Source organism: Pseudomonas sp. DR208, assembly GCF_019823005.1.
GTDB classification, from domain to species: Bacteria; Pseudomonadota; Gammaproteobacteria; order Pseudomonadales; family Pseudomonadaceae; genus Aquipseudomonas; species Aquipseudomonas extremorientalis.
Genome location: NZ_CP081944.1, coordinates 3,333,597 through 3,345,541 on the forward strand (window position 1 = coordinate 3,333,597; position 11,945 = coordinate 3,345,541).

An 11,945-nucleotide genomic window follows, 5' to 3' on the forward strand; every position below is an offset into this window, starting at 1 on the left:
CAACGAATGCCTCCGGTTGTGGCTCCTATGCTTACGAGTAACCTTTGCACGACGACAGGTATCCGACTTATGACTGCGGCTGAAAACAACCATGTGAACTGGCTGGTGGACCAATCGATGCTGCACGCGGCCCGCCAGCGCGCCAAGCTCTATTCGGGCCAGGGCCGGTTGTGGCAGCAGCCTTACGCGCAGACCCGGCCTCGGGACGCTTCGGCGTTGTCGTCGGTATGGTTTACGGCGTACCCGGCGTCAATTGTGACCCGGGAAGGCGGCACGGTGCTGGAGGCGCTGGGGGATGAGGCGCTGTGGCATGCGCTGTCGAAGATTGGCATCCAGGGCATCCATAACGGCCCGTTGAAGAAGTCCGGTGGCCTGAATGGCATGCAGCACACGCCGACCATCGACGGCAACTTCGACCGCATCAGTTTCGAGATCGACCCGCAGCTGGGCACCGAGGCGCAGTTGCAGGCGTTGACGCGCATGGCCGCAGCGCACAATGCGGTGATCATCGACGATGTGATCCCGTCCCACACCGGCAAGGGCGCGGACTTCCGCCTGGCCGAGATGGCCTACGAGGACTATCCCGGCCTGTACCACATGGTGGAAATCCGCGAAGAAGACTGGCCGTTGCTGCCCGACGTCGCCGAAGGGCGCGATGCGCAGAACCTCAGCCCGGTGCAGGTCGATGCCTTGCGCGACAAACACTACATCGTCGGCCAGTTGCAGCGGGTGATCTTCTTCGAGCCCGGCGTCAAAGAAACCGACTGGAGCGCCACGGACGTGGTGCTGGGCGTGGATGGCAAGCCGCGTCGCTGGGTGTACCTGCATTACTTCAAGGAAGGCCAGCCATCGCTGAACTGGCTGGACCCGACCTTTGCCGCACAGCAGATGATCATCGGCGACGCTTTGCATGCCATCGATGTGATGGGCGCGAAGATCCTGCGCCTGGACGCCAACGGTTTCCTCGGCGTGGAGCGCAAGCTGGATGGTACGGCCTGGTCCGAAAGCCATCCGCTGTCGATCACCGGCAACCAGTTGCTGGGCGGGGCGATTCGCAAGGCGGGCGGTTTCAGTTTCCAGGAGCTGAACCTCACCGTGGATGACATCGCGTCCATGTCCCATGGCGGTGCCGACCTGTCCTATGACTTCATCACCCGTCCCGCTTACCAGCACGCGTTGCTGATGGGCGATGCCGAGTTTCTGCGCCTGATGCTGCGCGAAATGCACCGCCAGGGCATCGACCCCGGCTCACTGATCCACGCGTTGCAGAACCACGATGAACTGACCCTGGAACTGGTGCACTTCTGGACGCTGCATGCCCATGACACTTTCCTGTACCAGGGCCAGACCTTTCCCGGGAATATCCTGCGCGAGCATATCCGTGAGCAGATGTATGAGCGATTGACGGGCGAACAGGCACCTTACAACCTCAAGTTCGTCACCAACGGTGTGTCCTGCACCACCGCCAGCATCATCACGGCGGCATTGGGGATCCGAGACCTGGACGCCATCACCCAAGCGGATATCCAGCAGATCCGCCAGATCCATTTGCTGCTGGTGATGTACAACGCCATGCAGCCGGGGGTGTTTGCCTTGTCGGGTTGGGACCTGGTGGGTGCGCTGCCGCTGGCGGCCGAAGAGGTTGAACACTTGATGCAGGACGGCGATACGCGCTGGATTCATCGCGGGGCTTATGACCTGGTGGATTTGAACCCGGACGCCGAATTGTCCGCAGGCCAGATGCCGCGCTCGAAAAGCCTGTATGGCAGCCTCAATAGCCAATTGCAGGACCCCGAGTCGTTTGCCTCGCAGCTGCAAAAAATCCTCGCGGTGCGCCGTGCCTACGACATCGCCGCCAGCCGCCAGATCCAGGTGCCGGAAGTGGAAAACCCGGGGCTGCTGGTGATGGTCCACGAATTGCCCGCCGGCAAAGGCATCCAAATCACCGCGTTGAACTTCGGTGCCACGCCCATCACCGAAATCCTGCATTTGCCGGATATTGGCGCGGGCATGGTGGTGGACATCATCAATGAACGGGTCGAAGGTGACTTGACGGCGCAGGGCGAGTTTACGATTACGCTGGATGCCTATGAGGGCCTGGCGCTGCGGGTGGTGAGCAACTCGCCCCTGTGATTGCAGGCGCGAGCTGATTCAGTAGAGCTGCGGCACGATCAGTTCAGGCGGCGTGGGGCTGCGGGAATAATCTTCCTGCCGCACACGCTGTGGCAATTCGATCACCGGCAATTGCACTTCTTCATACGGCATCTGCCCGAGCAAATGGTGGATGCAGTTGAGGCGGGCCTTCTTCTTGTCATCGGCTTGCACTACCCACCATGGCGCTTCGGCGATGTGGGTGCGTTCAAGCATGATTTCCTTGGCCTTGGTGTAGGCTTCCCAGCGCCGACGGGATTCCAGGTCCATGGGGCTGAGTTTCCACTGCTTGAGCGGGTCGTGAATGCGGCTGAGAAAACGCAGGTGCTGTTCCTGGTCGGAGATGGAAAACCAGTACTTGATCAACTGGATGCCGGAGCGGGCCAGCATGCGTTCGAACTCCGGCACGCTGCGGAAAAACTCTTCGTACTGCTCGGCGTTGCAGAACCCCATGACCTGCTCGACGCCGGCGCGGTTGTACCAACTGCGGTCGAACAGCACGATTTCACCGGCGGCTGGCAGGTGTGAGACGTAGCGCTGGAAGTACCACTGGGTCTGTTCGCGGTCGTTCGGCGCGGGCAGGGCGGCCACCCGGCAAACCCTGGGGTTCAGGCGCTGCGTAATGCGCTTGATCACACCGCCTTTGCCGGCGGCATCCCGCCCTTCGAACAGGATCACCACCTTGTGGCCGGTCTTGACCACCCAGCTCTGCAACTTCACCAGTTCGCCTTGCAGGCGGAACAGCTCGCTGAAGTAGATGCGGCGCGCGGCTTTTTCGCGGCTTTCCCCGACGTGTTCGTCAAACAGCGCGTTGAGATCGTGCCCGTCTTCGGACAATTCCAGTTCCAGCTCTTCGTCACTGTGATCCAGCAGTTCACGGTGGATGCGTTGCATCAGGGCGTCTTCGCTCGAGGACATGGACGGAACTCGCGTGGTGGGAGATGGCAAAGTCTTAGTCTCAATTTGTTACGAACCAATGACGTTAAACTGCCGGATTGCGGCGGGAGAGGGGGACAACCAAGCGTTTTGCCATTCCACATTCATAAAACCGTAACAAGATTGTTGCAGAGTTCCCCAGCCCGTAATTCACAAGGATTTTCCTGAATGAAACGTCTGATGAAGTCTGCTGCACTCGCCGTTGCGGTTTCTCTCAGTGCCACCTCGGTGTTTGCTGCCGAGAGCATCCGTCTGACCGGTTCCGGTGCGAGTTTCCCAGCGCCGATCTACCTCACCTGGTTCAAGGATTTCAGCAAGAAGAGCGAGGGCGTCACCGTTGACTACCAGTCCAAGGGTAGCGGTGCGGGTGTACAGGACTTCCTGAATAAAACCGTCGACTTCGCCGCCAGCGACTCGGCCATGAAAGACGAAGACATCGCCAAGGTGGCCGAAGGCGTGCAACTGCTGCCGATGACGGCGGGTGAAATCGTGCTGGCGTTCAACTTGCCGGGCAATCCTAAAGAGCTCAAGTTGCCGCGCGACGTTTACTCCAACATCTTCTTGGGCAAGATCACCAAGTGGAACGATCCGAAGATCGCTGCCGCCAACCCAGGCCTGAAACTGCCGGATCTGCCGATCACTGTGGTCGTGCGTGCGGACTCCAGCGGCACCACTGCGGTATTCACCAAGCACTTGGCAGCGATCAACCCTGAGTTCCAGAAAGACCTGGGCGAAGGCAACACCGTCAACTGGCCCGCCAGCGACAAGTTCATCAAATCGCCGAAGAACGACGGCGTGACCGCCACCGTACGCCAGACCCCAGGCGCGATCGGCTACATCGAATACGGCTTCGCCAAACTGGCCAAGGTTGACTTTGCCCAGCTGCAGAACAAGGCCGGCAAATACGTGGTACCGAACGCCGAAAGCGGCGCCGAAGCCCTGGCTGCGGTGAAAATGCCGGAAAGCCTGGTGGCCTGGCTGCCGGATCCGGATGGCGCCAAGTCCTACCCGATCACTTCCTACACCTGGATGATCTTCCGCAAGGACAACGGCAACCCAGCCAAAGCCAAAGCAATGCGTGAAATGGTCGAGTACAGCCTGACCGAAGGCCAGAAAATCGCCGACTCGATGGGCTACATCCCGCTGCCTAAATCGGTAGTCGACCAGGTTCGCAAAGCTTCCGCCAACATCCAGTAAGGCTCGCCACGCCACTCCCGGCATGGGCGGTCAGCCATGTCGGGAGCGATCCCCCCTTGTTCCGGAATCAACCAATGAACAAACCCTTTGTCGTACCGGTCAACCCGGATTCTGCGTGCCAGCCACCCTCTACGAAGGATTTCCTGGTTGACCGTACCTTCCGTGCGCTTGCACGCATAGGCGTGGTGTTGGTGCTGGCGCTGGTGTTCGCGCTGGTCTTCGAAGTAGGGCGCAAGGCACTTCCCGGCATGGAAAAGCACGGTTTCGACGTGCTGTTCGGCAGTGTCTGGGACGTTAACCAAGGCAAGTACGGCATTCTGCCAGCTATTTGGGGCACGCTTTACAGCGCCCTTATCGCGTTGCTGATCGCGGGTTTTTTCGGCGTTAGCATGGCGATTTTTCTCACCCAGGATTTCCTGCCGGCAAAACTGGCGGCGGTGTTTCGCACCATCGTCGAATTGCTCGCCGCCATCCCCAGCGTGGTCTACGGCCTGTGGGGCATTTATGTGGTTATCCCGGCCATCCGCCCGCTCACTGCGTGGCTGAACAGCGAACTCGGCTGGATTCCTTTTTTCGGCACGTCCCTCAGCGGGCCTGGCCTGTTACCGGCTGCATTGGTGCTGGCGATCATGATCCTGCCGACCATCGCCGCCGTTTCCCAGGACGCCCTCACCGCAGTGCCTATGAAAACCAAGCAAGCGGCCTACGGCATGGGCACTACCCACTGGGAAGCGATTCTCAAGGTGATGGTGCCGTCCGCTGCGACCGGTATTTTCGGTTCCCTGGTGCTCGGCCTGGGCCGTGCCCTGGGTGAAACCATGGCCCTGGCCATGCTGGTCGGTAACGCCAACAACATCTCGCTGTCGCTGTTTGCGCCGGCCAACACCCTGGCGGCCCTGTTGGCGCTGAACTTCCCCGAAGCCGGCCCCAACGAGATCGAAGTGTTGATGTACGCCGCCCTGGTGCTGATGTTCATCACGCTGCTGGTGAACATCATCGGTTCGATGATCATGGTCTACGCCCAGCGGGGGACTAAATAATGACTGACCTTTCTACGCCTATGACGGCGATGCCGAGCCTGCAGCGCCGGTTCGAAGGCCGTGCCCTGCGCAGTCTGGTGCTGACCACCCTGGTGTGGTTCGGCGCGCTGCTGGCCAGCGTGCCGCTGATTTCCGTGCTCTACATGCTGATCACCCGTGGCGGTGCGCGCCTGAGCCTGGAAGTGTTCACCGAATTGCCACCTACCGGTTTCGAGACCGGCGGCGGTTTTGGTAATGCCATGGCCGGCACCTTCGTGATGGTCGGTATTGCCGCCGCCATCGCGGTGCCGGTCGGCATCCTGGCGGCGATTTTCCTCGCGGAACTGGGGCCGGACAGCAAGCTGGCAAACGCCTCGCGCTTTGCCGCGAAAATGCTGACCGGCTTGCCATCGATCCTGGCCGGTGTGTTCGCCTACGCCCTGGTGGTGATGACCACCGGTACTTACTCGGCCCCGGCCGGTGGCGTGGCGCTGGCCGTGCTGATGCTGCCGATCGTGGTACTTACGGCTGAAGAGTCGATGAAGATGGTGCCCAAGATCATGAAGGACGCCGCCTACGGCATGGGCTGCACCCGCTCGCAGGTGATCTGGAAAATCGTCTTGCCCACCGGCATGCCCGCGATCCTCACGGGCGTCATGCTCGCCGTGGCCCGCGCCGCCGGCGAAACCGCACCGCTGTTGTTCACCGCGCTGTTCAGCAACTACTGGATCTACCACGACGGCAGCCTGGCAGTGATGAATCCGACGGCGTCCCTGGCCGTGCTGATTTACAACTTCTCCGGCATGCCGTTCGACAACCAGCTCGAACTTGCCTGGGCGGCTTCGTTGGTGCTGGTGATGATCGTGCTGGTCGTGAATATCGTGAGCCGTATTTTCGGCAAGCCCAAGTACTAAGAACGGGAGCATCTGAATTTTGAACATGTCAACTGCGCAAGTAGCCGCTCCGTTTATCACCCAGTCGCCTGTGGTCATGGACTGCAAGCTGGACAAGATTTTCTACGGCAATTTCATGGCGGTGCGTGACAGCCATGTGCCGATCGAGAAAAACAAGATCACCGGCTTCATCGGCCCGTCCGGCTGCGGCAAATCCACTGTGCTGCGTAGTCTCAACCGCATGAACGACCTGGTGAAGGGCTTCCGTTTCGAAGGCCACGTGCACTTTCTCGGCCAGGACGTGTACGGCAAGGGCGTTGACCCGGTGGTCGTGCGCCGTTACATCGGCATGGTGTTCCAGCAGCCGAACCCGTTTTCGATGAGCATTTTCGACAATGTGGCCTTTGGCCTGCGCTTGAACCGCTACAAAGGCGACCTCGGCGACCGCGTCAAACACGCCCTGCAAGGCGCTGCGCTGTGGGATGAGGTCAAGGACAAGCTCAAGGTCAGCGGCCTCTCGCTGTCCGGCGGCCAGCAGCAACGCCTGTGCATCGCCCGCGCCATCGCCACCGAGCCGGAAGTGCTGTTGCTGGACGAACCGTGCTCGGCACTCGACCCCATCGCCACACGCCGTGTCGAAGAACTGATGGTCGAGTTGAAAAAGGACTACACCATCGCGCTGGTCACCCACAACATGCAGCAGGCGATTCGTGTGGCCGATACCACCGCGTTTTTCTCGGTGGATATCTCCCAGGGCACCCGTACCGGTTACCTGGTGGAAATGGGCGCGACCACGCAGATCTTCGAAAACCCGCGTGAACAAATGACCGGGGACTACATCAGCGGCAAGTTCAGCTGACCCGCCATTCATCGTTTTCAGGATTGCCAATGACTGCAACACGTCGTCTTGATTTGCTCGCCATCGAACGCGCCCTACGTAAAGTCCAGAGCCGTTTTGCCCAGCTCAGCCGGGACTTTACCGAGCCACGCGACCCCCTGACGGACGAAGTGTTGCAGAATGTGCTTGAAGGCTACGCCTTGATTGACGACTATGTTGCGCGCGGTGTGGATCTGTTCGACCTTCAGCAGTTGAACCTGATGCTGGAGATCAACGCCACCGTGCTGTGCGGCACAGACCCGGGACGCCGGCGTGAATACGCCCAGCACCTGGCGGCCACCGAAGTGCACTTTTTCAATAATGTCGAAGGTGGCATCAAGGACTTGTACAACTGGTACTGCAAGCACCACAGCGAGTCGGTGTGGAAGCGGGCCGCCGGGGTGTATGTGCGAGTGCTCAGCAAGCCGCAGTTGTTCATTGAAGGCAACCACCGCAGTGGCTCGCTGATCGTCAGCTACCTGTTGATGCGCGAGGGGTTGGCGCCGTTTGTGCTGACGCTGGACAACGCCGAGGGCTATTTCAACCCGTCCTCGGTCATACGTAACTCCGCCAAGCATGGCGTCATGGCTTTGTACGAATTGCCCAAGATCAAGAAAAAATATGCCGCGTTCCTGGAAGATAAGGCCCCTGATCCAATGGAGTTTTTCCTGAGCGACACACCTGTGCCTGTGTATCAGGGAAATCAATGATGGGAAGGTACCCCGTGCTCGACACAATCAAGCAGGTGTTCAAGCGTCAACGCGTCCGTATCTCATTCGATATCGATGACACGCTGGCCTGCCAGCTGCACCACAGCGCGACCGAACACAGCCGCTTGCCAGCGTGTGTGCACCGTTGGCTGGGTGAGCCGCTGCGCAGCGGCACCCGGTCCCTGACCCGCGAGCTGCGCCGCCAGGGCTGCAGTGTGTGGGTCTACACCTCGTCGGGTCGTACGCCGTCCTACATCCGTCGTTGGTTGCTGCTGTACGGCATTCATGTGGACGGCGTGGTCAACAGCGTGCGACACAACCAGGCGCTCAGCGAGCGTGGGCTGACGAGTACACCGTCGAAATTCCCACCGGCCTTCGACATCGACCTGCACGTCGATGATTCCGAGGGTGTGCAGCTTGAAGGTGTCGACCATGGTTTTCGCGTGGTGGTCGTCGACCCGGAAGACGAGCAGTGGGCGCAACGGGTGTTGGATGCGGTCGCGCAGGTCCGGGCGCAGCTTGCACGCCAGCAACCGCAGCGCCACAAGGTGCCGGTGCAGGCTTATCCGGGGTTGACGCTGAACGGCTGAGCGCAATAACGGGCATCAAGCAAAAGGGGCAACTGATTGATCAGTCGCCCCTTTTTTCTACTTGGCGCTCAATGCGTCCAGGAACTCGGTATGCCGTAACGCCTGGGAAAACATCGGCAGGGTGAAGTTCTCGGCAGCCTTTTGCTGTTCTTCGGTGAATGTCGCCGTGCAATCGGTCAAGGTCACGACGTTGTAGCCTTTTTCGTAGCCTGAGCGCACGGTGCCCTCGACACAGCAGTTGGTCAGGAACCCTGCCACTACCAGGTTGTGGATGCCGTTGTTGCGCAGCACCAAGTCCAGTCCCGTGGTTGCAAACCCATCCAGCCCGCGCTTGCCCTCCACGAGGATGTCGCTGGTTTCCCGGGGAATCGCATCGGTGATTTCGGCTCCCCAACTGCCTGTGCGAAACGCGCTGCCGTCGGCAACGCCTTTGAGAATCCCATAGTCACGCGTGGTCAGTTCGGGATAGCCATCGGTAAACTGGATTGGCAGGTGAATGATCCTTACGCCCAACTTGCGTGCCTGTTGCACCGTGGTTGCGGTGTTGGCCAGCATGTCGGACTGGTGCATGACGTCTTTGACGGCGTCATGAAACACGCCCCCTGGCGTGGTGAAGTCGTTCTGGAACTCGATCAGGACAAGGGCTGTGGCGTTTGGATTCATGTCGGGTCTCCGATAGGGTTGATGACAGAGGGGCGGCGTGTCGCTTCAGCATAGACACCTCTGGCGCGTTATCCCGCAACCACCGGTTTGACCCTGGTTTTATATTTCGCCATTCGTCTAATGCCGGGCACTCCAGGCGCCGTACCGTCTCTGAACAATAAGCGCGGATAACCCGAGCGTACAAATGGAGAACCCGTATGGACATCAATGAAAACGCCCCAGGGAATATTTCACAACAGGACGTGACCCGCGGCACAGACAACGAGACCGGGCATGATCCAAGGCATGACGAGGATAATATCCCGCTCCCGCCAGACGACGAGGCACCGCTTGAAGAGGATATGTCTGACGTGGATGCTGCCGATTCAGTCGCGCGGGAACACCCCGACAATTGATGAGCCTCCCGGCACAAAAAATCCCTACCTTTGCGTAGGGATTTTTGTTGGGCCGGTCCGCTGCTGATCAGTAGAGGGTGCGATGCAGGCTACACATGGTTCCCTTCTGTAGATTGGCAAGCCTTGATTTGCACAGGGAAAGTACCGTCAGGCCAGGGGCGCTCTGAGGATTGAAACGAAAAAACCCGACCTGGGGCGGGTTTTAAAAGGCTTCATGGACGTTACTGGCTGCCCATGGAACAAGAGATGGTGCCCGAACCCGGAATCGAACCGGGACGCCCTTACGAGCGGGGGATTTTAAGTCCGCTAGGTATTTCCAATAAATCAACAGGTTAGCGATTATTCTGCACCGCTATGCATTGGTGTTACCTCCCTTGTAGCCCTTTGTTTTCAAGGGGGTAAAAATGATTGCGGTGCAAAATTCACTTGGTCGGAGTGACCTTTTTGCCGATCCTTTTCCTGATGTAGTTCTCGGTCATTACCACAGTGGTGTGCCCAAGTTGGTCGCGCGCCTGGAGAATGTCACCACTCGATTCGGCCTTGTCAGTACCCGCCTTAGCGCGCAGATCGCGCATCTGAAAATCTCCTTTCTCAACACCGGCCGCTTCTCGGGCCGCGTCAAACCTCCCGCGCAACATGCTCTTGGTCATTGGCTGTCCGTTATCCATAACGATGAGCCGGCTTGTTCGAATCTTATGCCCGTCCTTTCTCGCCAGGATTCGATCAATCACGACCTTTAGCTGTCCAGTAATCTCAATCCTCCTTTTCGCATTGGTTTTGCCCTGCATGACGGCCAGCCGATTGTCGCGGATGTCGCGCTCATCCATTTTCAGGGTGTCGGCGATCCTCTGACCCGTCAGGTAGAACAGGTCCAGAGCATCCCTTAACGGTTGCTCGGCGTGTTGGTAGACGAGAGAGAACATCTCGTCCTCAATGTACTGGTCGCGGCCGGCCTCCTTGTGTCCTTTGACGCCGGCGCACGGGTTGGCCAAAGCGGTATAGCCGCTGCTTCGGGCAAAGTTCCATATGGCGCTGAGCAGCGCCTTCTCTCGGTTGGCGCGCACTGGGGCTGTCTTGCCCCGCTGTCGGAGATATTGCACGACGTGCTGCGGCTCAATCGCCTCCAGGGGCGCCGGCGGATCATCGAAGAACTTCAGCAGTTGCTTCAGCTCCCGGGCGTTATCCTTCTGTGTTGCCGGGCTCTTGGTGGGGACCACCTCGCCCATGTAGATGTTTGCGACATAGGCAAATGTCAGCACCGCCTGCACCATGGCAGACGAGGCGCGACTCTTTTCCAGCTTTGCGTATTCGACAATCGCCAGCCCATAGTCGCTGCCCAGGGCGATCTCCTTCCTTGGAGAGCCGCCGATGTCGTAGTAGTAATAGATGATCCCGCTGCGCTGCTTGCGCTTCCTGAGGCGGGTAACGCTGTCAGGGTTTGTTGGTTTCCTTCCCATTTAACTCACCAGCCGTGGCTGCCACTTTGGTTTCTCTGCTGATACAGCAATCGCCTCGCCGGTAAGGGAGGACGCGATGACGCATGGCCATCCGCTGCGCTTGATGGTGTGGCGAATGCCGTTCCTTTTGAGCACCTGAATCTGGCCAGCTTTGGTTCTGGCACCGGTGAGCGTGCAGACGTCTTCGTGCGACAGGAAGTGAATTTCGTCCATACCTACCTCTTGCCGGCCGTGGGCCGCGCTGTCTTGATGATTTGAATGGCCAGGCCGAAGGTGATCAGCAGCCAGGCGCAGGTGCCGGCGAATGCGTAGAGCAGCGCCTCTGTGGTGCCGGTGCCAACGAGGTCAGGGCCGATCCAGATGAACCAGGTGCCGGTTCCGCCCAGGTACAGCAAGGCGCCCAGCAGTATCAGGGTGAGTTTCATAGCGAACATGGGGTGTCCTTGCCGCGCTGGGCGGCAGAAGGTGGGTTATTTGTTCGGCCAGCCGATCGGCATGCCGTCAGGACGTATCAAGTGCGCAGGCAGGTCTTCGCGCATGCACATGGTAGAGGTGCCCGGCACGCCACAGGTCGGACACCCGGACTGAGCGCCGTGGCATACCGAATGCAGAACGGGAAACCCGCTGAGGCAGCGCACTTTCTCGGCGTCGTACTCGCTACACGGAATTCTTTCGGACATAGGAATACCTCGCCCGCCGCTCACCGGCAGGCATGTAGGGGGATGGAGTGATGGCGTTATGCCTAGATATCTGTGTTGTTGGGATGGGTGTAAAACAGGGAATCAACCCATTCACTTGCCAGGAGAGCGTGTGTCACACCAAATAGATGTTCCGATTGCCCACGCGTATCGGGGTCACACGATGTTTCTCAAGTTCGACTGGCGACGCCCGAACGACGATGCACCGGTTGCCGCGAAGATCATCGAGCCCGCGTCAATTGATGGGTTGGGCGAAGTTGCTGCTGAACTGACCGGGCCCTGGCCCGACTATCCGGCGGCGCTCGATGAGGCAATGGCTGCTGCTGAGCGCTGGGTTGATAGTCAATTGCCCTGACGCC

The 11,945-nt window shown here is 59.4% G+C and carries 15 protein-coding genes; 9 read left to right on the top strand and 6 right to left on the bottom strand.

The genetic code is table 11. The features are described from left to right. Positions 1–69 precede the first annotated feature (69 nt). Positions 70–2,133: a maltose alpha-D-glucosyltransferase gene (treS, locus tag K5K89_RS15135; protein ID WP_222539657.1), complete on the top strand. Its 2,064-nt coding sequence runs from the start codon at positions 70–72 to the stop codon at positions 2,131–2,133. A gap of 18 nt (positions 2,134–2,151) precedes the next feature. Here the strand turns inward: treS and ppk2 are convergent, their stop codons facing one another. Continuing rightward, the gene (gene ppk2, locus K5K89_RS15140) at positions 2,152–3,069 is read right to left on the bottom strand and encodes a polyphosphate kinase 2 (protein WP_071488205.1); all 918 of its coding nucleotides are present in this window, start codon (positions 3,067–3,069) and stop codon (positions 2,152–2,154) included. A gap of 186 nt (positions 3,070–3,255) precedes the next feature. Here ppk2 and pstS point away from each other — a divergent pair, with 186 nt between their 5' ends. The 6 genes from pstS (at position 3,256) to K5K89_RS15170 (ending at position 8,373) form a co-directional block, all read left to right on the top strand. Next, positions 3,256–4,284: a phosphate ABC transporter substrate-binding protein PstS gene (gene pstS / locus K5K89_RS15145; RefSeq protein ID WP_071488206.1), complete on the top strand. Its 1,029-nt coding sequence runs from the start codon at positions 3,256–3,258 to the stop codon at positions 4,282–4,284. A 74-nt stretch (positions 4,285–4,358) separates the two neighbouring features. After that, positions 4,359–5,324, top strand: coding sequence for a phosphate ABC transporter permease subunit PstC (gene pstC / locus K5K89_RS15150; RefSeq protein WP_092243790.1), 966 nt, complete (start codon positions 4,359–4,361; stop codon positions 5,322–5,324). Next, positions 5,324–6,217 carry a phosphate ABC transporter permease PstA gene (gene pstA / locus K5K89_RS15155; protein ID WP_058427836.1) on the top strand — a complete coding sequence of 298 codons (894 nt, stop codon included), beginning with the start codon at positions 5,324–5,326 and terminating at the stop codon, positions 6,215–6,217. Before pstC ends, pstA begins: the two co-directional genes overlap by 1 nt. A 76-nt stretch (positions 6,218–6,293) precedes the next feature. Continuing rightward, the gene (gene pstB, locus K5K89_RS15160) at positions 6,294–7,055 is read left to right on the top strand and encodes a phosphate ABC transporter ATP-binding protein PstB (protein ID WP_217649954.1); all 762 of its coding nucleotides are present in this window, start codon (positions 6,294–6,296) and stop codon (positions 7,053–7,055) included. A 29-nt stretch (positions 7,056–7,084) separates the two neighbouring features. Further along, positions 7,085–7,783 carry a hypothetical protein gene (locus tag K5K89_RS15165; protein WP_071488208.1) on the top strand — a complete coding sequence of 233 codons (699 nt, stop codon included), beginning with the start codon at positions 7,085–7,087 and terminating at the stop codon, positions 7,781–7,783. After that, on the top strand, positions 7,783–8,373 hold the full coding sequence (locus K5K89_RS15170) for a hypothetical protein (RefSeq protein ID WP_071488209.1): 591 nt from the start codon (positions 7,783–7,785) through the stop codon (positions 8,371–8,373). The genes K5K89_RS15165 and K5K89_RS15170 overlap by 1 nt, the downstream gene beginning before the upstream one ends. A gap of 57 nt (positions 8,374–8,430) precedes the next feature. On the opposite strand, the gene K5K89_RS15175 is transcribed toward K5K89_RS15170, so the two are convergent. Further along, a complete protein-coding gene (locus tag K5K89_RS15175; RefSeq protein ID WP_222539658.1) occupies positions 8,431–9,036 on the bottom strand; it encodes a cysteine hydrolase in 606 nt (201 codons plus the stop codon). Between the two features lie 197 nt (positions 9,037–9,233). Here K5K89_RS15175 and K5K89_RS15180 point away from each other — a divergent pair, with 197 nt between their 5' ends. Then, positions 9,234–9,431 (top strand): hypothetical protein, encoded by a 198-nt coding sequence (locus K5K89_RS15180; protein WP_071488211.1) that lies wholly within the window; start codon positions 9,234–9,236, stop codon positions 9,429–9,431. 422 nt (positions 9,432–9,853) lie between these two features. Here the strand turns inward: K5K89_RS15180 and xerC are convergent, their stop codons facing one another. From xerC to K5K89_RS15200, 4 genes are read right to left on the bottom strand one after another with little or no spacing between them, the layout of a single operon-like run. Next, on the bottom strand, positions 9,854–10,888 hold the full coding sequence (gene xerC, locus K5K89_RS15185) for a tyrosine recombinase XerC (protein ID WP_222539659.1): 1,035 nt from the start codon (positions 10,886–10,888) through the stop codon (positions 9,854–9,856). Further along, entirely contained in the window at positions 10,889–11,101 is a 213-nt protein-coding gene (locus K5K89_RS15190) for a DUF4224 domain-containing protein (RefSeq protein WP_222539660.1), read from the bottom strand. It lies immediately after the preceding gene. Between the two features lie 2 nt (positions 11,102–11,103). After that, positions 11,104–11,322, bottom strand: a complete 219-nt coding sequence (locus K5K89_RS15195; protein WP_222539661.1) for a hypothetical protein — start codon at positions 11,320–11,322, stop codon at positions 11,104–11,106. Between the two features lie 36 nt (positions 11,323–11,358). Continuing rightward, a complete protein-coding gene (locus K5K89_RS15200; RefSeq protein ID WP_222539662.1) occupies positions 11,359–11,568 on the bottom strand; it encodes a hypothetical protein in 210 nt (69 codons plus the stop codon). A 181-nt stretch (positions 11,569–11,749) separates the two neighbouring features. On the opposite strand from K5K89_RS15200, the gene K5K89_RS15205 reads away from it, so the two are divergent. Further along, positions 11,750–11,941 (top strand): hypothetical protein, encoded by a 192-nt coding sequence (locus K5K89_RS15205; RefSeq protein WP_221440259.1) that lies wholly within the window; start codon positions 11,750–11,752, stop codon positions 11,939–11,941. Positions 11,942–11,945: the final 4 nt, after the last annotated feature.